Source organism: Neisseria sp. (assembly GCF_041804105.1).
Lineage (GTDB): Bacteria > Pseudomonadota > Gammaproteobacteria > Burkholderiales > Neisseriaceae > Neisseria.
Genome location: NZ_JBHCJY010000072.1, coordinates 1 through 19,819, shown reverse-complemented (window position 1 = coordinate 19,819; position 19,819 = coordinate 1). Strand labels below are relative to the sequence as shown.

General features: G+C 50.3%; 24 protein-coding genes. 18 read left to right on the top strand and 6 right to left on the bottom strand.

Going from position 1 to position 19,819, the window contains the following annotated elements; translation table 11 throughout:
• The 13 genes from ACEYDX_RS07025 to ACEYDX_RS06965 form a co-directional block, all read left to right on the top strand.
• On the top strand, positions 1 to 1,128 hold a 1,128-nt coding region (locus ACEYDX_RS07025; RefSeq protein WP_373741309.1), incomplete at its 5' end, for a DUF2345 domain-containing protein.
• 5 nt (positions 1,129 to 1,133) lie between these two features.
• Positions 1,134 to 1,352, top strand: coding sequence for a hypothetical protein (locus ACEYDX_RS07020; RefSeq protein WP_373741308.1), 219 nt, complete (start codon positions 1,134 to 1,136; stop codon positions 1,350 to 1,352).
• Positions 1,325 to 1,897 (top strand): hypothetical protein, encoded by a 573-nt coding sequence (locus tag ACEYDX_RS07015; RefSeq protein WP_373741307.1) that lies wholly within the window; start codon positions 1,325 to 1,327, stop codon positions 1,895 to 1,897. The genes ACEYDX_RS07020 and ACEYDX_RS07015 overlap by 28 nt, the downstream gene beginning before the upstream one ends.
• 26 nt (positions 1,898 to 1,923) lie before the next feature.
• Positions 1,924 to 2,505, top strand: a complete 582-nt coding sequence (locus tag ACEYDX_RS07010) for a hypothetical protein (RefSeq protein ID WP_373741306.1) — start codon at positions 1,924 to 1,926, stop codon at positions 2,503 to 2,505.
• A gap of 208 nt (positions 2,506 to 2,713) precedes the next feature.
• Entirely contained in the window at positions 2,714 to 3,364 is a 651-nt protein-coding gene (locus ACEYDX_RS07005) for an IS1595 family transposase (RefSeq protein WP_373741305.1), read from the top strand.
• Between the two features lie 252 nt (positions 3,365 to 3,616).
• The gene (locus tag ACEYDX_RS07000; protein WP_373741304.1) at positions 3,617 to 4,186 is read left to right on the top strand and encodes a hypothetical protein; all 570 of its coding nucleotides are present in this window, start codon (positions 3,617 to 3,619) and stop codon (positions 4,184 to 4,186) included.
• Between the two features lie 5 nt (positions 4,187 to 4,191).
• The gene (locus ACEYDX_RS06995) at positions 4,192 to 4,575 is read left to right on the top strand and encodes a hypothetical protein (RefSeq protein WP_373741303.1); all 384 of its coding nucleotides are present in this window, start codon (positions 4,192 to 4,194) and stop codon (positions 4,573 to 4,575) included.
• An 8-nt stretch (positions 4,576 to 4,583) separates the two neighbouring features.
• Positions 4,584 to 5,972 (top strand): type VI secretion system Vgr family protein, encoded by a 1,389-nt coding sequence (locus tag ACEYDX_RS06990; protein WP_373741302.1) that lies wholly within the window; start codon positions 4,584 to 4,586, stop codon positions 5,970 to 5,972.
• Positions 5,872 to 6,615, top strand: coding sequence for a DUF2345 domain-containing protein (locus ACEYDX_RS06985; protein WP_373741310.1), 744 nt, complete (start codon positions 5,872 to 5,874; stop codon positions 6,613 to 6,615). The genes ACEYDX_RS06990 and ACEYDX_RS06985 overlap by 101 nt, the downstream gene beginning before the upstream one ends.
• A gap of 162 nt (positions 6,616 to 6,777) precedes the next feature.
• Positions 6,778 to 7,203: a hypothetical protein gene (locus tag ACEYDX_RS06980; protein ID WP_373741301.1), complete on the top strand. Its 426-nt coding sequence runs from the start codon at positions 6,778 to 6,780 to the stop codon at positions 7,201 to 7,203.
• Positions 7,204 to 7,214: 11 nt separating this feature from the next.
• Positions 7,215 to 7,496, top strand: coding sequence for a hypothetical protein (locus ACEYDX_RS06975; protein WP_373741300.1), 282 nt, complete (start codon positions 7,215 to 7,217; stop codon positions 7,494 to 7,496).
• Positions 7,497 to 7,508: 12 nt separating this feature from the next.
• Positions 7,509 to 7,787 (top strand): hypothetical protein, encoded by a 279-nt coding sequence (locus tag ACEYDX_RS06970; RefSeq protein ID WP_373741299.1) that lies wholly within the window; start codon positions 7,509 to 7,511, stop codon positions 7,785 to 7,787.
• Between the two features lie 117 nt (positions 7,788 to 7,904).
• Positions 7,905 to 8,609 carry a hypothetical protein gene (locus ACEYDX_RS06965; RefSeq protein ID WP_373741298.1) on the top strand — a complete coding sequence of 235 codons (705 nt, stop codon included), beginning with the start codon at positions 7,905 to 7,907 and terminating at the stop codon, positions 8,607 to 8,609.
• 1,508 nt (positions 8,610 to 10,117) lie between these two features.
• Here ACEYDX_RS06965 and ACEYDX_RS06960 read toward each other — a convergent pair.
• A complete protein-coding gene (locus ACEYDX_RS06960) occupies positions 10,118 to 10,621 on the bottom strand; it encodes an N-acetyltransferase family protein (protein ID WP_373741297.1) in 504 nt (167 codons plus the stop codon).
• A gap of 17 nt (positions 10,622 to 10,638) precedes the next feature.
• On the opposite strand from ACEYDX_RS06960, the gene ACEYDX_RS06955 reads away from it, so the two are divergent.
• Entirely contained in the window at positions 10,639 to 10,926 is a 288-nt protein-coding gene (locus tag ACEYDX_RS06955) for a hypothetical protein (protein WP_373741296.1), read from the top strand.
• A 7-nt stretch (positions 10,927 to 10,933) separates the two neighbouring features.
• Here ACEYDX_RS06955 and ACEYDX_RS06950 read toward each other — a convergent pair whose 3' ends face one another.
• Both ACEYDX_RS06950 and ACEYDX_RS06945 read right to left on the bottom strand, forming a co-directional pair.
• Positions 10,934 to 11,467 carry an isochorismatase family protein gene (locus ACEYDX_RS06950; protein WP_373741295.1) on the bottom strand — a complete coding sequence of 178 codons (534 nt, stop codon included), beginning with the start codon at positions 11,465 to 11,467 and terminating at the stop codon, positions 10,934 to 10,936.
• A gap of 125 nt (positions 11,468 to 11,592) precedes the next feature.
• Positions 11,593 to 12,846 carry a D-amino acid dehydrogenase gene (locus ACEYDX_RS06945; protein WP_373741294.1) on the bottom strand — a complete coding sequence of 418 codons (1,254 nt, stop codon included), beginning with the start codon at positions 12,844 to 12,846 and terminating at the stop codon, positions 11,593 to 11,595.
• A gap of 211 nt (positions 12,847 to 13,057) precedes the next feature.
• On the opposite strand from ACEYDX_RS06945, the gene ACEYDX_RS06940 reads away from it, so the two are divergent.
• On the top strand, positions 13,058 to 13,522 hold the full coding sequence (locus ACEYDX_RS06940) for a winged helix-turn-helix transcriptional regulator (protein ID WP_373741293.1): 465 nt from the start codon (positions 13,058 to 13,060) through the stop codon (positions 13,520 to 13,522).
• A gap of 52 nt (positions 13,523 to 13,574) precedes the next feature.
• Entirely contained in the window at positions 13,575 to 14,123 is a 549-nt protein-coding gene (locus ACEYDX_RS06935; protein WP_373741292.1) for a hypothetical protein, read from the top strand.
• 9 nt (positions 14,124 to 14,132) lie between these two features.
• On the opposite strand, the gene ACEYDX_RS06930 is transcribed toward ACEYDX_RS06935, so the two are convergent.
• From ACEYDX_RS06930 to ACEYDX_RS06920, 3 genes are read right to left on the bottom strand one after another with little or no spacing between them, the layout of a single operon-like run.
• Positions 14,133 to 15,467, bottom strand: coding sequence for a GTPase/DUF3482 domain-containing protein (locus ACEYDX_RS06930; protein ID WP_373741291.1), 1,335 nt, complete (start codon positions 15,465 to 15,467; stop codon positions 14,133 to 14,135).
• Between the two features lie 49 nt (positions 15,468 to 15,516).
• Positions 15,517 to 15,735 (bottom strand): hypothetical protein, encoded by a 219-nt coding sequence (locus ACEYDX_RS06925; RefSeq protein WP_373741290.1) that lies wholly within the window; start codon positions 15,733 to 15,735, stop codon positions 15,517 to 15,519.
• Complete coding sequence (locus ACEYDX_RS06920; protein ID WP_373741289.1) at positions 15,732 to 18,245, bottom strand: DNA internalization-related competence protein ComEC/Rec2; 2,514 nt, start codon at positions 18,243 to 18,245, stop codon at positions 15,732 to 15,734. Before ACEYDX_RS06920 ends, ACEYDX_RS06925 begins: the two co-directional genes overlap by 4 nt.
• Between ACEYDX_RS06920 and ACEYDX_RS06915 the strand changes: the two genes are divergently transcribed.
• The gene (locus ACEYDX_RS06915; RefSeq protein WP_373741288.1) at positions 18,220 to 18,468 is read left to right on the top strand and encodes a hypothetical protein; all 249 of its coding nucleotides are present in this window, start codon (positions 18,220 to 18,222) and stop codon (positions 18,466 to 18,468) included. The genes ACEYDX_RS06920 and ACEYDX_RS06915 overlap by 26 nt on opposite strands.
• 101 nt (positions 18,469 to 18,569) lie before the next feature.
• A partial coding sequence (locus tag ACEYDX_RS06910; RefSeq protein WP_373741287.1) for a CTP synthase occupies positions 18,570 to 19,819 on the top strand: 1,250 nt, incomplete at its 3' end.

The window sequence follows — 19,819 nt, the reverse complement described above, 5'->3', positions numbered from 1 at the left end:
GTCCAGGGCAATCCCGACCGTCCCTATATCTCGGGGGTGATGCACAACAGCACGAAACCGGATCATGTTCCGGCCGGCTGGAACAGCCGCAACGTCATCCGTACCTGGGCGAACACCAAACTGCGGATGGAGGATTTCCGGGGTAAGGAACACATCAAACTGTCCACCCCTTATGCGGCGGCGCAACTGAATCTGGGCCATATCGTCGACAAAGGGCGGGACAAACGCGGGGAGAACGGCGAAGGCTTCGAGCTGCGTACCGATTCCTGGGGGGCAGTCCGGGCGGCTAAGGGGCTGTTCCTCTCTTCGGACGGACAGAACGGCGCGGCGGGGAATGTTCATGACCACTCCGCAGCCATTGCGCAGTTGGAACAGGCTTTAGGGTTAGCCAAGAGTTTGAACAAAGCGGCAAAGATTGCCAAATCGGAGGGCACGTTGACTGAAGAACAGGAAGGCCGTCTGAAAAACTGCATTAAGGATTTGCAGGAAGCGGTGATTCTGCTTTCTGCCCCCGAAGGCATCGCCAGTACGACCCCGCAAAGCCAGCTGCATACCGCAGGAGAACACCTCCACTTCGTCAGCGGCGGCGATACGGCTGTCGGTGCGGGACAGAACTTTACCGCCCATGCAATGAACGGCGTCAACCTGTTTGCGCAGACGGCGGGGGTGAAGATGCAGGCCAATCAGGGGAAGGTAACCGTTCAGGCTCAGAACGACGAAATGCAGCTCAATGCGCTGAAGGATGTGACGGTGAGCAGCAGCAACGGCAAAGTGACGGTTGCGGCGAAGGAGGAGGTGCTGATTACCTGTCAGGGGGCGTATATCCGGCTGGCGGGCGGGGAGGTGGAGATCGGGACGCCTAAGATTATTCGGTTTAGGGGGCCTTTTACTGTAACAAAACAAGAGAGTGTGAATATTTTCTTACCAATAACACCACTTCATCAATATGGACAGCAATTTTTATTACAAGATCGTTTAACCAAGGAAATTTTGGCAAAAGTAAAGTATAAAATCTATACAGGCAACGAACTTATTATGAAAGGCAGAACAGATCGAAATGGGCTAACTGATTATGTAACTACTGAAAATTTAGAAAATATCCGTATCGAAATTGAAACAAAGGAATAAAAATTATGGCAATAGTTAAAAAACAAACTGCACAAACGGTTAAACTGATGCCTCCAAATGCAGGACGTCCCGTTATTGTAAGGCTTCCCCCTGAATCCAGGGAGCTGACCGCTGGAGAAATTGCATTGGCACGGATTATTTACAAGGATTCCATTCCTTTAACAAAGTCCGAATTATACGTGGCGGACTGCTCGGAATGCCCGACCATTCGAACAATGCCATGACACCGTTTGGAGAAATACACCTTCCGAGTAAAGATTATGATGAAATTAAAGATTTTTCCAGCACAAAAGCTGTGGATGCTGAACATAAGAAACGCTGGTTTATTCACGAAATGGCACATGTTTGGCAATATTTTGCAATGGGAATAAGCGTAGCATGTCGTGGAGTAAGTCTTGCCATAAAAGGCGGATACGATAAAAAACACAAGTCTGGCAGACTGATGGCATATGCCTATGATTTATTAGGAGCAGATGCACGAAAAGAATTTAAAGATTTTAATATTGAGCAACAAGCAGATATTATTTGTCATTATTATTTAGTTCAATATGAAAGACAGTTTGTACTACGAACACCTGCATTTAATTATCTACTGTCCGAACAGGCGAACAGAAAATACATACTTAGAGAGTTTCTAGTTAATCCAACAAATAAAAAGTTAAAATCAGAACAGCAAGGATTTAATAATACAGATGAAAATATAAAAAACTTCAAAAGAGCCATCCAAGATAAATTTTACCGAAAAGGCCCAAATTTTTATTCATTATAAAATAATTAAATTAAAGGATATATTAAATGTTAATATATAAATTTTCAACTGCAATTTTAACTGTATTTCTTTGTTCAAATGCTTGTGGAGTTTCCAAATCTCCATATCCCGATGGGAATGTAGACTTAATTATAAAAAATAATGAATTATGTGCCTATATTAATAAAGAAAATTTATCTGGAAACTATATATTAGGTATCTATCACCATAAAAAGGAGATTATTTCTAAAAATCAAGATCATAAAACTTCAGAAAGTAATTATGAATATTGGGGATATGAAAACTCTTTTTCAAATCATTATCCGTCCAAAAACAACTGTATTCCTATCAACAAAACTACTTTCCCAGAGTTTAATTTAAAAAATGGAGAAGAGTTTGGTATTTCATTAGTTCCAAACAATATCAATTATATACCAGATAACTTTGACGGTTTTTCAGGAAGTTACTGCTTTAAAAACAAAAACGGAAAAATCGAAATACAGGATTATTTCCGTGAAGAATGCGTAGACAGAAAACTCGAGCCCAAGTCTGAAAATTATATCAGTACAGAACATAAAGAAAACTGGATAGACAGATTGATTAATTGGCTTAAAAAGTTATGGTCATAATTAGTAATATATTAAGATTATACCTTTAGTCTGAAAACAAATCTGGCCAAAGTAAATTTTCTAGCAACAGTGGAAATTTTGGTGCTAAAGGAGCTAGTGGCAAATGGTAAAAAAGTTAAATAATAATATATATTATAAGACCTCTAATAATTTTAAAGGGGCTGTCCTAGATAACTAGGGAAATCTAATTTTAAGTTAGAATATCCCTATGCGAAAAAGTCGTTTAAGTCAGTACAAACAAAATAAACTTATCGAGCTATTTGTTGCAGGTGTTACAGCAAGAACAGCAGCCGAGTTGGTTGGTGTAAACAAAAATACCGCAGCCTACTATTTTCATCGCTTACGCTTACTCATCTATCAAAACAGCCCGCATCTGGAAATGTTTGACGGAGAAGTGGAGATAGATGAAAGTTATTTTGGCGGACAACGCAAAGGTAAACGCGGTCGTGGTGCTGCTGGCAAAGTTGCTGTATTTGGTCTTTTGAAGCGCAACGGTAAGGTTTATACCGTTGCCGTACCCAATACCCAGACAGCTACTTTACTGCCAATAATCCGCGAACAGGTTAAACCTGATAGCATTGTTTATACCGATTGTTATCGCAGTTATGATGTGTTGGATGTGAGTGAGTTTAGCCATTTCCGTATCAATCACAGCACACATTTTGCTGAACGACAAAATCATATTAACGGAATTGAGAACTTTTGGAATCAGGCAAAACGGCATTTGCGCAAGTTTAACGGCATTCCGAAAGAGCATTTTGAGTTGTATTTGAAGGAATGCGAATGGCGTTTTAACAACAGTGAAATAAAAGTTCAAATTTCCATTTTAAAACAATTAGTAAAGCAGAATTTATTCTAGTTATCTAGGACAGCCCCAACATAAATTAATAGGTTTTAGTATGTAGTATCAATACTTGGTATATACTAGCTTTTTTATATCCATTACTCCTTACTAATCTAGAAAGATCGGTATCAATATTTGCGACACAATGACAAAGAAGTTAAACTTCCTGACGAAGGAACAAGATTCGAGAAAAACAAGCATAACAATAGCAAAACATAACTGACTATATTAGGTTTTACGCGGATATGTCATTGCCTAATAGGAGTAATGAATAAACTGGATTTGCTTGTAAAAGAGACGCTGGATTCTTTGAAAAAGCTTCTGATTACTTTAGGTGTTTTCTTTTTAATACTTTTGCTAACTTGGTGTGCTGCGGTTAATGAAAAAAGAACCGTCGAATTGACTGCAAAGTTTGATGAGGACGGTAATATTGTGGTGTTTTCTCCCGAATTAGATAGAGATGATTATATTGTGGATATATCTGCAAGAGTTTATAAGGATGGAGCAAAGATTGACAAATATACTTTGGAAATCAGGTGCCCGGCTGAAATTGGAGACTGCGTAAAGAAAGCAGAAGAACTTTCACAGGGTACAGATGACAGAATTACCGTTACCGATAAAAATGAAATTGTCTTTCCAAGAGTAATTTTAGGACAAGGATCGATTGCTGTAGATATTAGAACTTTTGAATACAATCACGAAGGTTCAAGTCTTGTATTTTGTATTAAAAACAATGATTTGATTATAGAATCAGATACTAGATACATGGTGCTATGTGTACCTGATTTTTCAAAACCTGAAAATCGGCAGTCAGTTTCTCAGGAGGCGCAGCAATAAATCCAATGCCGTCTGAAAAAAGTTTCAGACGGCATCCGTCCAGACAGGCATTGGAGACTACTGCACAAAGCCCGCCCAAACCTTTCAGACGGCCTGCCAACCGCTCATCTTTACACCCTTTCCTTTCCTCATCCTACCTATCTAAAATATCCATCTATACGCCATATCCGAAAGTTCCCGTCATGCCGACCCAATCCTACCGCCTCACCCTCTCCCGCACCGCCCCCGACCTCTCCGTCCTCTCCTTCACCGCTGCCGAATCCGTCAACGACACCTACCGCCTCACCATCGACCTTACCTCCACAGACAGCACTTTGCCGCTGTCTTCCTATATCGGCCAACCGGCAACCTTCGAAGCGGTACCGTCAGCAGCGACGCACTCGGACTGATTGACGGAATGCTCCCGCCCGATGCGCTCAGGGTATGGAACGGGGTGGTGACTTCGGCCGAACGCCTCTCCGAATCCGCCGACGAAACCCGCTACCGTCTGCTGCTCGAACCCAAACTCTCGGTGCTCAAACGCCACCTTACCTCCCGTCTGTTCCAACACCAATCCGTTCCCGACATCATTGCCGCTGTGTTACAGCACCGCGGTTTCTCCGGGGTGCAGTACCGTATCCGAACCTCCCGCACCTATCCGTTACGCGAGTATGTCACCCAGTACCGGGAAAGCGACTTCGCCTTTATTTCGAGACTGTGCGAGGAGGAAGGCATCTGGTTTGCGTTCGAGCAGCATCCGGAACACGGTGAGGTGGTGCTGTTCGGCGATGCGCCGGCGCATTATCTGCGGGACGGCCGTCTGCCTACGCCCTACCGCCCCCACGGGGGTTTGGAGGCGGCCGGTGCGGAAGCCGTCTTCGCTCTGAACATCCGCCACAACCCCGTCCTGCAGTCCATACGGGTTGCCGACTACAACTACCGGACCGCCGATACCGGTTTGGCCGCCGAAACGGAACGCACCGACCCCGAAGCCCTAGGGTCGGAATCGCATTGGGGGCTGCACCCTAAAACCCCCGAAGAGGTGCAGCTTCAGACGGCCTTACTGCGCGAACTGGACGAATGCCGCCAAACCGAAGCCTTCGGCGAAGGCAACGACACCGCCTTACGGGTGATGGGGGTCTTCCATACCGACCGCCCCTTTGCCGAAGCGCCCGACGGCTGGCTGGTGCTCTCCCTTTCCCACTCCGGCAGCCGCGATACCGCCTATCAAAATACTTTCACCGCCGTTCCGGCCGGCAAGGTGTTCCGTCCCGCCCGTTCCACTCCGCGTCCGCATATCGGCGGCAGTCTGCCCGCCAAAATCACCGCTCCCGACAATTTTACCTACGCCCACATCGACGAGATGGGCCGATACCGCGTCAGGCTGCCGTTCGATCTGGACCCATGGAGTCCCGGCGGGGAAAGCCGTCCGGTACGGCTGGCCAAACCCTATGCCGGCAACGAATACGGCCAGCACTTTCCGCTGCACAAAGACACCGAGGTGATGCTCTCGTTCGTCCAGGGCAATCCCGACCGTCCCTATATCTCGGGGGTGATGCACAACAGCACGAAACCGGATCATGTTCCGGCCGGCTGGAACAGCCGCAACGTCATCCGTACCTGGGCAAACAACAAACTGCGGATGGAGGATTTCCGGGGTAAGGAACACATCAAACTGGCCACTCCTTATGCGGCGGCGCAACTGAATCTGGGCCATATCGTCGACAAAGGGCGGGACAAACGCGGGGAGAACGGCGAGGGCTTCGAACTGCGTACCGATTCCTGGGGGGGCAGTCCGGGCGGCTAAGGGGCTGTTCCTCTCTTCGGACGGTCAGAACGGCGCGGCGGGGAAAGTGCTGGATATGGATGCGGCCATCAGCCAACTGGAACAGGCCTTATCCCTGGCCAAAAGCCTGAACAAAGCGGCGGCGGTGGCCAAGAACGAAGCGACGCAAAGTAAGGAGATGGAAGGCCGTCTGAAAGACGCGTTCACAGATCTGAAGGGGGCGGCCTTAATCCAGTCCGCTCCCGAAGGCATCGCCAGTACGACACCCCAAAGCCAGCTGCATACCGCAGGAGAACACCTCCACTTCGTCAGCGGCGGCGATACGGCTATCAGTACGGGACGGAACTTTACCGCCCATGCAATGAACGGCGTCAACCTGTTTGCGCAGACGGCGGGGGTGAAGATGCAGGCTAATCAGGGAACGGTAACCGTTCAGGCTCAGAACGACGAAATGCAGTTGAATGCGCTGAAGGATGTAACGGTCACCAGCAGCAACGGCAAAGTGACGGTTGCGGCGAAGGAGGAAATCCTGATTACCTGTCGGGGGGGGGCGTATATCTGGCTAGGACAGAATGAAGTAGATTTTGATTTTTTTCTATCAAAGATTTTCCGACATATGAAGCAAAATTACTCATTAAAAATAGTGAAACAGGAGAGCCTATAACAAAAATAAAATGTATAGTTAAGTTTTCTTCAGGAGACAAACAAATTTTATCAACATATAGTGAGGTCTTTTTACATTTGAAATCCTCTCAAGCAGATATTGCCTCAATACATGTAGCATTTGAAGCTCCCAAAAGAATATTAAAATCAAACGAGATATAAAATGACTAGAAAAAACACAACTCTTACTTTAATACACAACAATGATACAAATACAGTAGAGATAACAGTAAATGATAGAGCAGCCACTCAACAGGCGATCATCAATTATTTAGAGAAGCATTTACCTGTTATATCAGACAATAAATTTTTAGAACGTTCAGAATGGAAAGCAAGAGCTGCTAAAGCTGGTTTGGAGGACAAATGGAATTACACTTCAATAGTAATTCACCATCAAGGGAATTCACCTCAACATGCATGCTCTGCAATGTACGGTGCTTTACCAGAAGTACAAAACAAGCACATGGATAAGGATGGATGCTCAGATATTGGCTATCATTACGCGATTGGTTGTTTAGGAACTATTGCAGAAGGTCGTGATATAAGATTTAAAGGATCTCATGTTAAAAATAATAATTTTAAAAAATAGGTATTCTCTTATTGGAAGATTTTTCAAAACCAGGTGAAGATAGTATTTCTCTCACTGATCCAAGCACATGGGCTGATCAATTTGACTATTTTTACCATATGAGACAGCTTCCTGAATCCCAATTATCTGCCTTAAGAGTTTTAATACGATGCTTAATGAAATTTTTTAAAATTAATGAATTAGATGGACATAAAGAGTTTGCTTTATCTGGAGATGTTAGAACATGTCCAGCTAGTATTGCAATGGAAAAAATAGTTGAATCAAGAAAAGAATTTGGCCCAAAAAAACCTTAAGATAAAACTAACATGAATAAGAAAATATTTATTCTTATTATTTTATTATGCTGTCCATTTATAGGAGTTGTTTACCGTGTAGGAGAGTTTGATAATTATTATGTACCCTTTTTAAAAAAGCCATGGACAGTTCGAATTATGTATTATGATTACATAGGAGAGAGAGACCTCAGTAATGTACCTGAAGATCAATTAAGAGAATATCTCTTATATTGTGATGCCAAGATGCTTAACCAATTTACCTGTACTTTAGCAATGCAAAAAGAAGCTAAAAAATATTCAACTGAATAGTTATAGTTAAAATTTATATTATAACATTATAGATTCTGTATAAAAATTGATTTAAAAAAGCTGAGCTTATTTTATCCTCCACTACGTCCCACCATCTAAAGGAAAGAGCAACATCTATTGATGCTCGAGAAAAACATGAAAAAGACGGTGGACCAATCATGCCCAAAGGTGCATGGCATCCGTCTACCTCGGGCAACACACCGGAAGGATTGCAAAATGGTATGCAAACATATCAGCCGAAGAAATAAAGCGGTGGTTTTATTAATCGCGCTACTCTTATCAACATTGGCAGGATTATATTATATGGAAGAAAGTAAATACCGAATGTATGTGTTTGTAACAGGAGACGACCCCGGAGATCCGGAGTGGCCGAGCAAAAAAGTCTGGTTCAGTGCCAAACAGTGGCTGACGGGCGAAACAGATTATTTGAAGGTTTCGGATCATGATCTCATCAACAAAAACGGCGTTAAAATGCCTGCTGCCGATTCCTTTATTCAAGACCTTTACTGGACATTGACGCATGACGAGTATATTACCGAACAAAACATGCCTTACGACCTCTTCGTACGTGAAGTCAAGCCAACCTTTATCGGACGGTATTTATATTCGGAATTCGACCGTGACACATTAAGGCCGACCGTACATAGGTTTTTGATCAGCTTTCGCTTAAACGGAAAGTTTTATGATTCAGAACTTGTATGGGAAACAGAGAAACATTATGTGGCCACTTCCAGTATTTTCAAACCGGGCGTATATTCCAAACTGTATGGGGACTATACCTATCAAGACTATCGACAAGGCAAACCGCTGCCCAAGCTCTAGTGAAAGGTAAACTGATATCGAAGGCCGTTTTCGATTACCTTTGGCCTGAAAACACATCTGGCCAAAGTAAATTTTCTAGCAACAGTGGAAATTTTGGTGGTAGTGGAGCTAGTGGCAAATGGTAAAAAATTTAAATAACAATATATATTATAAGACCTATAATAATTTTAAAATAGAATATAACAATTCAAGAAAAATATTCTATCTATATTTTTCTTGTAAAAATAAATGTAATCTCCTATATGAAAATGAATTTAGTGAAATTGAAAAAGAATATAGTATTTCTAATATAGGCAACTTACTTATCTTAAGAGATGTTTTTCTTACCCATTTTGAAGCAGGTTATTATTTTCTACTTGTTAGCCCAGATGGGAAATTAATTAGTCAATTAAATTTCATGGCACCTTATTCTTTCATACCTGACACAAAGAGTATTAATTGGAAAAACAAAAGGAAATTAACTTATAGAGTTAAATAATAATTTAAAACTAAATATTATTTTAATTTCATCTTGAAACAAAAATAAATTAATTGGTTTTAGCATATAGCACCAATGCCTAGCACATATCGATTTTTTATATCCATTATTTCTTATTAATCCAAAAGCATTGGTATCAATAATTGCCTGATAGGAATTTGGAATGAATAAACTAGATGTGTTTATCAAAGAAACATTAGACTCACTGAAAAACTGATTATTTCCTTCGGAATTATATTCCTGATATTTTTGTTAACTTGGTGCAGTATGATTAACGAAAAAAGAACCGTCGAACTGGCAGCAACGTTTCAAACAGCTTTAATTGCAAGAAATAACCGCATTGTTTACATAACAGATTGAGAAAATAAGCCTCCCCCTAAAACAGGTGTATCGCTCTTCAAATCCTTATGCGGCTTAACCGTATTATAAAAACTCACAAAACGGCACAACTCCTTTTTTCGCTGCTCCGCATTCCTAAATGGAAACTTACCATACTACGTTTCTATTCAAACTGCAGATAACACGTTCAGTCTCACCTTTGTCTGCGGTCGGGCAACACTGAGGTTCTGTCCGATATGATTTTTTACACAGGTAACCACGTCCGAGTAAGCTCACTTGATGGTAAGGGGTAATAGCAGACTGTTACATCTCGCACAAGAAACTTGTGTAGCACCGGCAACCGTACAGTTCAGCAGAATAACCGTACACTGTTCTCACAAAAATCCATCAATGGCGACGAACAGGTAATCGTATTTTTGTATGTTCATTTCAAATATTGTCTTTCGAATATTGTAAACAGCACTATAAGGATGCAGAAAGACACTCTGTACTTAAATAGTAGAAATGTATCACTTTACGGTACAAATTACTCACAATAAACAATGCCGAGAAATATTTTTCAGCACTTACAACAATGTAACTTTATAGCATAACATATTATATTTATAATTAATAATATCCAAATACGAGCCTACTTATCACAAAAGGCCGTCTGAAAAACATTTTCAGACGGCCTTTTCCGTGTCCCTATTTAATCGGTTACTTTCTTGCCCAATAAGGCCACGTCGGCCAGTTTGCCGTCCAAATCGCACACCTGCGGCAGCCGTCCCCATTCTTGAAAGCCGTGGCTGCGAAACAGGCGGATGCTGGGGTAGTTGTGGCCGAACACGAGGGCGAGTATGTTGCGGATGCCGAGTTGCGGAGCGCGTTCGAGCAGGTTTTTCAGCAATATGCCGCCCATGCCCGCGCCGCGCATGTCTTGGCGCACATACAGGCTGATTTCGGCGCTGATGCGGTAGGCTTCGCGCGGGTAGAAGTCGCTGAAACCGCCCCATGCGAGCACTTCGCCTGCGGGATTTTTCAGCACATAAAGCGGGCGGTTGCCGGTATGCGCGTCAAACCATGCCTGTTTTTCGGCCACGGTAACGGGCTGCAAATCGGCCGTGGCCTGCCGGCCTGCAACCGTGCTGTTGTAGATTTCGACGATGGCGGGCAAATCGGACTGCTGCGCCTGTGTGATGATATGGTTCGGCATGTTCAGACGGCCTTTGTGTGGGATATGGTCAATGTATTTATGGAGAAAATTGTTTATTGATAAAGGCTGTGTTTGGATATTCCGTTGATGCTTTATTTTCCGTCATTCCCGCGCAGGCGGGAATCCATCCCGGCCCTTCGGAAATCTTACTTTATCCAATGATTTCTCAACTTCCCAACCGGATTCCTGCCTGTGCGGGAACGACGGCATCGGCTCAAATTAAGGCAGTGCAGCATCAACGCAAAATCAACATATCCTTATTTGCCGCAGTCAGGCCGTCTGAAAAACGTTTTCAGACGGCCTGACTGCGGATTACCGGATCAGATTGGACACCGTTTTAAACGCCGGATGCACGGCATCCTGCAACAGTAAAAACAGCAGGCTTTCGCAGTTCGACACGACTGCGCCCGCCCCGCGCATCTGCTGCAGGCCGTTTTCTTTGTTCGCCGGACTGCGCGATGTGGTGCAGTCATAAGGCACATACACGGCATAGCCCGCCTGCCGCAAATCAAGTACGGTCTGCAACATGCAGATATGCGTCTCTTCGCCCGCAAGAATCACGTTGCGGATGTTTTTCCCTTGCAGCAGGGTTTCGACTTCGGGTACGAATGCGGAAAAGCGCGTTTTTTCAAACACGGGCGCACCGCCCAGCAGCGCCTTGATTTCGGGTACGGTCGTGCCCAAGCCTTGCGGATATTGTTCCGTTGCCGCCAACGGCACGCCCAATGCGGTCAGTCCCTGTATCAGCACGGCGCTCTGTTTGACCACGGCTGCGGCATCCGACATAACGGGCTGCAAACGCTCCTGTATATCGACAATCAGGCATAAGGTATTGTTGCAGTTCATGGTTTTCTCCTTTGCTGTGTTCGAACCGTTCAAACGGTTCTGCAATCCATTGTAGCAATCTCGGGCGGAACCGTGCAAAAGGCCGTCTGAAAAAACGTTTTTCAGACGGCCTTGCGTATGCCGGGCTAAGCGTATCGGGCCAAGCCCAAATCATCGCAGCGGATTTCGGGCCGCACGCCGCAAACCAAATCGGCGGTCAGTTTTGCCGAACCGAGCGACATCGTCCAGCCGAGCGTGCCGTGGCCGGTGTTGGTAAACAGGTTGTCAAACGGCGTTGCCCCGATAACCGGCGTGCTGTCGGGCGTCATCGGGCGCATGCCGCTCCAGTATTCCGTTTGCGCCGTATCGCCGCCGCCCTTGAACAAGCCGTCCGCCACCATCAGCAGCGTTTCTTTATGCTGCTGCGGCAGCGCCAAACGGTAACCCGACAGCTCGGCCATTCCGCCCACGCGGATACGCCGCTCGAAACGGGTAACGGCCACTTTATAGGTTTCGTCGATTACCGTGGACACCGGCGCGGCGGCTTCGTCGGCCACCGGCATGGTGAGCGAATAGCCTTTCACGGGATAAACCGGCAGGTTCAGCGACAACTGCGCCAGCACCGTGCGGCTGAAACAGCCCAGCGCGCATACGAAGGCATCGGCCTCAAACCGCTCCCCGCCCGCCTCCACCGCCGTAATGCGTCGGCCTTGCCGTTCGATTTTGCCGATTTCGCAGCCGAACCGGAAATCCGCGCCTTTCAGACGGCACATTTCGGCCAGTTTGACGGCAAACATGCGGCAGTCGCCGGTGGCATCGTTGGGCAGGCGCAGCGCCGCCGTGATTTTGTCGAGCGCGTGTGCCAGCCCCGGCTCGTATTGCAGGCATTCCTGCGGATTGAGCCGCTGATAGGGCACGCCGTAGTGCGCCAGCACGTCGATGTCTTTTTCGGCAGCCTCCGCTTCTTTTGCAGTACGGAAAATTTGCAGCGTACCCAGTTTCCGGCCTTCGAAATCCAAACCGTGTTGCGCTTCGAAACGGCGGAACATTTCGCGGCTGTATTCCGAAATGCGCACCATGCGTTCCTTATTGAGATGGTAGCGTTCCGCCGTACAGTTTTTCAGCATCTGCCACAGCCACTGCAACTGGAAAGTGCTGCCGTCGGGACGAAGAATCAGCGGAGAATGCGCTTTAAACAGCCATTTTCCCGCCTTTGCCGGCATACCCGGTGCCGCCCACGGCGTGGTATAGCCGTACGAAATCTGCCCCGCATTGGCAAAACTCGTGGCCTCCGCCACGCCGCCTTCCTTTTCCAGCAGCGTTACTTCATGCCCCGCCTCCAACAGATACCAAGCCGTGCATACGCCCGCAATCCCCGCACCCATCACCACCGTTTTCATCGAAGCCCTCCTTTGCGTTTTGCCGTTTTTCCCACCGCAACGGCAGGGATGTTCAGACGGCCGTCTGAAACCTTATCCGTCACAGAATATTTCGCGGAATGTTTTTAGTGGATTCATAAAGTTTATCCAAAAATATGCAGCGTATTTCATTTTATTTTCAATAAAATTTATATTATTATCCCTTAAAATCCGAAAAATACAGGAAATCCACATGAAACACCTCGACAAAACCGACCGCAAAATCCTCAAACACCTGCAACAAAACGCCCGCATTTCCATGACCGAACTGGCCGACAAAGTCGGCCTGTCCACCACACCCGTAACCGAACGCGTGCGCCGTCTCGAACGCGAAGGCATCATTTCCGGCTACCACGCGCGCCTCAACCCCCACGCATTGGGCAAAAGCCTGTTGGTATTCGTCGAACTGAAATTACGCTCGAAATCCGGCAACATCTTTGAAGACTTCCGCCGCGAAGTGCAGAAAATCCCGCAGATTATGGAATGCCACCTGGTTTCGGGGGAATACGACTACCTGATCAAAGTACGCCTGCCCGACATGTCGGCCTACCGCGACATGCTCGGCAACATCCTGCTGCAACTGCCCGCCGCCGCCGAAAGCCGCAGTTATGTGGTGATGGAAGAAGTCAAAGAAGAAATGATGCTGGATTTGGATTAAGCATTTCAGACGGCCTGAAGAAAGACGGTGCGTGTATCCCGTACGACTTGATATGTACCGTGAACAACCGTCATTCCCGTGCAGTCAGGCATATGCCGACCAAACTTTTTATTGCCCGATCCCGCTCGAAGGCCGTCTGAAACAAAACAACAAAAAAGCCCGAAAAATCGGGCAAAAAAATGCGCACACCGTTTCGGATGTGCGCCAAGTCTACAAAGGAGAAATAGAGGAGAAACTATTAACTGACTACTCGAACCAGCTAACGGGGCGCATTATGCCGAACTGTCCGGCGATGAGCAACTGTTTTTTGGAAAAAATTGCCAATCCGCACATTACGGACATTTTATGTAGCAAAATTTCAACAAACCCCGTAATCCTGCCCTGCCGCCCGTTTCCGACCGGCAAAAAAATGCGCACATCCGAAAATGTGCGCCCAAGTCTACAAAGGAGAAATAGAGGAGAAAAATCAAGCTGCATCAAGCAACTCAACAGCCGTTATTTTCCGCGCAAGCCTTGTGCGCGTCAATTTCCGTCTGCATTTGCAGCGGTTGGATTTACAAAAAAACAACACTGCACCGAACCGCTGCCGCAGGCCGTCTGAAAAACCGTTTCAAACCGCCAGCCGGCCTGCCAGTTTTTCCGCCGCTTCCGCCCGCTCGTGCCTGGCCAGTTCGGGCAGGTTCTGGTTGAGCGACGACTGTTTCGGGCGGCCGCGCGCTTTGGCCAGTTCGGACGGCATCTGCGCCACCTGCCACGGGGCTTTGCCGCTTTGCAGCCTGATGTCCGCCTGAGCCGCATGGCCGCGCGTTTGCAGGGCAAAGAGCAGGTCGAGCGCGCGGGCGGCAAGCAGGGTGACGGTTTCGGGGTCGATAAACAGGGTTTGGCGGCCGCTGATTTTGTCGCTGATGGTCTGCATATTCGGCAGCACGCCGCCGAGTACGCCGCCGATGGTCGTGCCCAATCCGAGCGAACCGCCCAGCGTGAGCATATCGACGCCCATACCGATGAGCGCGCCCGTGGCCGCCCCCGTGCCGGTGCGGATACCGTAGTCGAGCAGCAAATCGGCATCGAACGGATCTTGGCGGAATTCTTTCAACGCCCATCCGCCGCTGTCGATTTCGCTGTGGTAAAAGCGGTAGATGCCGAAAAGCTGCTGCTGCAACTGCCGTTCGAGCTGGCGCACCGCATCCTGCATGGATTTGAGTACGGGCACGGGGTTGTCGTCTTCGTCGATTTCCTGTTTGAACGCGGCCACGTCGAGCAGGAAATGGGCGATTTCCAATCGGGCGTCGCGGTCGAGCTGCGTCCATTCGCGGCGGCGCATGGCGGTCAGGCGGTCGAGCGTTCCGCGGGCGGGCAGCATGGTGGCCAGATTGTTCCATAGCGTGATTTCACCTTCAAAATCAAAGGCCACGGTATCGAAACCGCTGTAAACGTGCAGCCCGCGCCGCGCCAGCATTTCCGTCCACGCCGCCAAATCCTGTCCGGCGGTGAAGTTGAACACGGGCATCACGGGCTTGGCGCACCACGACAACACGGTCAGCTCGTCTTTGTATTTCTCCAGCACCGGCTCACGTGCATCGACCACATACAGGGCCATGTCGCTGTTTAAAAGCTGGCGCAGGACTTTTGCTTCCTGATTGAAATCGCCTTGCGCTTCGGGGCTTTCCAGAAATGCGTGCAGCCGTTCGATGCCGTCTGAACGTGCGGAAGTATGGCTTTCCAGCCAATCGAGCACGCCGCCTGCGTCTTCCAGCCCGGGCGTGTCGTACAGGTAAACCAATGCGTCCGAACCGTCGGAAACCGCAGCCTGTTCGACATGGCGGGTGGTGGCGGGCGCGTTTTTCACTTCGCCGAACGTGCTGTCGCGCAGCAGCGTTCTCAGCAGCGAGGTTTTGCCTGTGTTGGTGTGGCCGACCACGGCCAAGGATAAGGGTTTGTCCATATTCGGTATTTTCTGTTCGGGCCGTCTGAAACAGGCCGTATCCTGTTTTTCAGACGGCCATATTGTCCGTCAGCGCGGATTGTACCGCCAAATGCGGGAAACGGCGGATTTTTAGCAGGCCTGCGGAAAGGCCGGACATCCGCACGGCCACGGGCAGCCTGACACCACCTTGAAAGTGATTTCCCAATATACGCAGACATTCCTTCTTCCTGCATGAAAGGCCGTCTGAAAACTTGTTCAGACGGCCTTTAACGTTTTGCCGCTTCATTCAAACGGTTTTTTCTGCCAATACGGTTTCGTGCGTTTCAGACGGCCTGCAAACACATCCCCCGTTCCGCCCAAAACAAACACCAGCGCGCCCGACGAATCGGTGCGCAACAGCCGGATATTGTGCGCTTTCAATCTGGTTTGCACATCGGCGGCGGGGTGGCGGTAGGCATTGCCGTAGCCCGCAGAAGCCACGCCGTATTGCGGGGACACGGCGTTGAGAAAACCGCCCGACGACGACGAATTGCTGCCGTGATGCCCCAACACGAGCACTTGGCTGAACAGGCCTGCGCCGTATTTCGCCACCAGCGCGCGCTCGCCCGCCTGTCCCAAATCGCCCGTAACCAGCAGGGATTGGCCGCCCGCCACCACCCGCAGGATACAGCTTCGGTCGTTGTCTTCGGCCGTGCTGCGGTTTTCGGTGTGTAAAGCGCGGCGCGGCTCCAACATCTCGAAAACAACGCCGTCCCACTGCCATTGCTGTTCCTTGCAGAACGCTGCCTGCGGATAAAATTCAGGCTGCCCTGCAAGAATCCGCACAGGCGTGGCTGCCCGGGCAACGGTTTGGAAACCGCCGTCGTGGTCGGTATCGTGGTGCGACAAAACCAGCGTATCGATGCGGCGGACACCCGAAGCGCGCAGGCTCGGAACGACGCCCGTTTGTGCTGCGGCTTCGGTGCCTGTGTCGAAAAGCAAATAATGCGAGGCAGTCTGAACGCCTACCGACAGGCCCTGTCCTGCATCCCATACTGTGATATGCGCCTGATTTTCCGGTACGGGCGGGGGACGGTAAAACACAAACCCTGCCAACACCAGCCATGCCCAAGGCCGCAGGCCCAAACCGCGCGGCAGCAACGCAATCAAAGCGGCAGCGGCGGCCAGTCCCGCCAACGGCCAGGGCGCGGCGGCCACGGAATATTCGGGCGCAACCGCCGCCGCTGCCGAAACCAGCCGCAGCGTATATTCCCCCGCAGCCGCCGCCAACCATTGCAGCGGGGCAAACGGCAACAGCGACGCGGCCAAAGCCAGCGGCACCAACACCCATGAAAACCAAGGAATCATCACCGCATTGGCCAGCGGGCTGGCAAGCGGCAGCGCGGCGAACAGCACGCCCAGCAACACCGCCGACCACACCGTTGCCGCCCATTGCGCACGCACCGCCGTCCGCCACCCCGAACCGTCCCGACGCAGACGGCCCTGTTCTGCCCAAATCAAGGCCGCCACCAAACCGAACGACAACCAGAACCCTGCCCCCAACACCGCCAAAGGGTCGAACAGCAATACCGCCGCCAGCGCCTGCCACCAGCCGCGCCAAATCCCGCCGCCGCTGCCGCGGTACCACGCCCACCCCAGCGCGGCCAACATAAACACCGTGCGCTGCGTCGGCACGGAAAACCCCGCCAGCAGCGCATATGCCGACGCAGCCGCCAAACCCGCCAGCGTCATCCACAGACGCGGTTTCGACGGCACAAACGGCATCAGCCGCATTGCGAGTTTCGCTAAAAGCGCAAACAGCACCGCCACCATCCCCACATGCAGGCCGGAAATGCTCACCAAGTGCGTCAAACCCAAAGGGCGGAACGCCGCCCACAGCTCGGGCCGCAATGCCGACTGTTCGCCGACCGACAACGCCCGCATCAGCGCAATGCCGTCTGAAAAACCCTGCCCGCCCGTATCCGCAGCCTGCCAGTCGGCGCTGATGCGGTGGCGCAGGGCAGTCAGGCCGACAGGCAGGCCGTCTGAAACGCGCGTCCGCTCCTTGCCGAGCGTACCCGTGCCGCCGATGCCGTTGGCCAACGCCCACGCTTCGCGGTTCAACCCGTTCAGGTTCACTTCGCCGACCACCGGCCTTACCCTCGCCTCTACCCGCCAGCGGCTGCCCGCAGGCCAACCGCGCAGTTGGTAGTCGGACAACAGCAACTTAAACGTCCGCCCCGCCGCATCCCGCGCCTGCGCTTCAAACTGCACCCGTTTTTCATCCGTGCGCGGCAGTCCTTCCACCGTGATGTCCAAACGCACCACCCCGTCCCGCCCCAACGGCCACTGCCCCGCCAACGCATTTTGCGTCCGCCATACGCCGTAAGCCGCACCAAACAAAAAGCAGAACAGCAACACCGTTGCCCGCAAACCGATTCTGGACACAGACAAGGCCGTCTGAATATTTTCAGACGGCCTTGTCCGCCCCTGCCGGTACAACAAGGCAAATGCCGCCGCAAACAGGCACGGCAGCGGTACTGCCCACACCCACACGGGCGGCACGGCGGGCAGCGCAAACGACAACACCACGCCCGCAATCCAGCACGGCAGTAAAGCCCGAACCACAACTATCCCTTTTGAAACAATAAAAGCAGGTATGATAAGCGAAAGCCCGCGCCGCGTCAGAACAAATTCGCCGCTTTCGGACGGCGGCGTGCAGTCTTCCGCACGCACGGCAACATCCATCGGCTTGCCGTTCGGATAACCCACACCCGCCACCGGCAGCCCCGTGGCGCGGCTGTCCGACGCACGCATCGCCCCCCCCCTGAGCCACCGAAGCGGCCGTTACGGCGGGAAAGCGGTGCGTTGCGGCATTGTTCCGATAAGCAGACACGGCATCCGTGCCGTAACGGTGTACCGGATGTTTTCAGACACCTGCATCCTGCAAGGCGGCAAACGGAAACCGCCCCGCACAATACGGTTTTTTCAGACGGCCTCTGCCGGCGCATTCCACGTCCGGCAGCAATACCGGCTTTGAAAAAATCAGGCCGTCTGAAAACCCGTTTCAGACGGCCTGCCCGCTTTTCAGCCACCCGCCAAACAGGTAAAATCACGCATTCCCACACAGGTATCCAGGTCATGACTAAATTTATTTTCGTAACCGGCGGCGTTGTCTCTTCACTCGGAAAAGGTATCGCCGCCGCTTCCATTGCCGCCATTCTCGAATCGCGCGGTCTGAACGTAACCATGCTCAAGCTCGACCCGTATATCAACGTCGACCCGGGCACGATGAGTCCGTTCCAGCACGGCGAAGTGTTCGTAACCGACGACGGCGCGGAAACCGATTTGGACTTGGGCCACTACGAGCGTTTCATCAAATCCACGCTGACCCGCCGCAACAGCTTCAGCGCAGGCCAAGTTTATGAAAACGTGATTGCCAAAGAGCGTCGCGGCGACTACTTGGGCGGCACGGTGCAGGTGATTCCGCACATCACCGACGAAATCAAACGCCGCATCCACGAAGGCGCGGCGGGTTACGACGTGGCGATTGTGGAAATCGGCGGCACGGTGGGCGACATCGAATCGCTGCCGTTTCTCGAAGCCATCCGCCAGATGCGCAGCCAGCTCGGCCGGGCCAACACACTGTTCGCCCACCTGAGCTACGTTCCCTACATCGCGGCGGCGGGCGAAATCAAAACCAAACCGACCCAGCACACCGTGAAGGAAATGCTGAGCATCGGCCTGCAACCCGACATTCTTATCTGCCGCATGGACCGCATCATGCCGGAAGACGAACGCCGCAAAATCGCCCTGTTCTGCAACGTGGAAGAGCGCGCGATTGTCGGCAGCTACGATGTCGAGAGCATCTACGAATGCCCCGAAATGCTGCACAGCCAAGGCATCGACACCATCATCTGCGAACAGCTCCAACTCAACGTGCAGCAGGCCGACCTGACCGAATGGAAAAAAATCGTTTACGCGATTAAAAATCCCAAACACACTATAAAAATCGGCATGGTCGGCAAATATGTCGATTTGACCGAATCCTACAAATCCCTGATTGAAGCCTTGAAACACGCGGGCATCCACACCGAAACCGAAGTTCAGATTAGCTATATCGACAGCGAAGCCATCGAGAAAAACGGCGGCGACGTGTCCGTGCTGGAAGACATGGATGCCGTACTCGTGCCGGGCGGCTTCGGCGTGCGCGGCGTGGAAGGCAAAATCGCCGCCGTGCGCTATGCGCGCGAAAACAACGTGCCTTACCTGGGCATCTGCCTGGGTATGCAGATTGCGCTCATCGAATACGCCCGCGACGTGGCAGGCTTGGCGGGCGCGAACTCCACCGAGTTTGACCTGAAAACGCCCTACCCCGTGGTCGCCCTGAT

What these genes read in the sequence shown, in the direction of transcription:
- ACEYDX_RS07020 (WP_373741308.1), top strand. Translation starts at nt 1,134, where the DNA reads ATGGCAATAGTTAAAAAACAAACTGCACAAACGGTTAAACTGATGCCT.
- ACEYDX_RS07015 (WP_373741307.1), top strand. Translation starts at nt 1,325, where the DNA reads ATGCCCGACCATTCGAACAATGCCATGACACCGTTTGGAGAAATACAC.
- ACEYDX_RS07010 (WP_373741306.1), top strand. Translation starts at nt 1,924, where the DNA reads ATGTTAATATATAAATTTTCAACTGCAATTTTAACTGTATTTCTTTGT.
- ACEYDX_RS07005 (WP_373741305.1), top strand. Translation starts at nt 2,714, where the DNA reads ATGCGAAAAAGTCGTTTAAGTCAGTACAAACAAAATAAACTTATCGAG.
- ACEYDX_RS07000 (WP_373741304.1), top strand. Translation starts at nt 3,617, where the DNA reads ATGAATAAACTGGATTTGCTTGTAAAAGAGACGCTGGATTCTTTGAAA.
- ACEYDX_RS06995 (WP_373741303.1), top strand. Translation starts at nt 4,192, where the DNA reads ATGCCGTCTGAAAAAAGTTTCAGACGGCATCCGTCCAGACAGGCATTG.
- ACEYDX_RS06990 (WP_373741302.1), top strand. Translation starts at nt 4,584, where the DNA reads ATGCTCCCGCCCGATGCGCTCAGGGTATGGAACGGGGTGGTGACTTCG.
- ACEYDX_RS06980 (WP_373741301.1), top strand. Translation starts at nt 6,778, where the DNA reads ATGACTAGAAAAAACACAACTCTTACTTTAATACACAACAATGATACA.
- ACEYDX_RS06970 (WP_373741299.1), top strand. Translation starts at nt 7,509, where the DNA reads ATGAATAAGAAAATATTTATTCTTATTATTTTATTATGCTGTCCATTT.
- ACEYDX_RS06960 (WP_373741297.1), bottom strand. Translation starts at nt 10,621, where the DNA reads ATGCCGAACCATATCATCACACAGGCGCAGCAGTCCGATTTGCCCGCC.
- ACEYDX_RS06950 (WP_373741295.1), bottom strand. Translation starts at nt 11,467, where the DNA reads ATGAACTGCAACAATACCTTATGCCTGATTGTCGATATACAGGAGCGT.
- ACEYDX_RS06945 (WP_373741294.1), bottom strand. Translation starts at nt 12,846, where the DNA reads ATGAAAACGGTGGTGATGGGTGCGGGGATTGCGGGCGTATGCACGGCT.
- ACEYDX_RS06940 (WP_373741293.1), top strand. Translation starts at nt 13,058, where the DNA reads ATGAAACACCTCGACAAAACCGACCGCAAAATCCTCAAACACCTGCAA.
- ACEYDX_RS06935 (WP_373741292.1), top strand. Translation starts at nt 13,575, where the DNA reads ATGTACCGTGAACAACCGTCATTCCCGTGCAGTCAGGCATATGCCGAC.
- ACEYDX_RS06930 (WP_373741291.1), bottom strand. Translation starts at nt 15,467, where the DNA reads ATGGACAAACCCTTATCCTTGGCCGTGGTCGGCCACACCAACACAGGC.
- ACEYDX_RS06925 (WP_373741290.1), bottom strand. Translation starts at nt 15,735, where the DNA reads ATGAAGCGGCAAAACGTTAAAGGCCGTCTGAACAAGTTTTCAGACGGC.
- ACEYDX_RS06920 (WP_373741289.1), bottom strand. Translation starts at nt 18,245, where the DNA reads ATGCGTGCGTCGGACAGCCGCGCCACGGGGCTGCCGGTGGCGGGTGTG.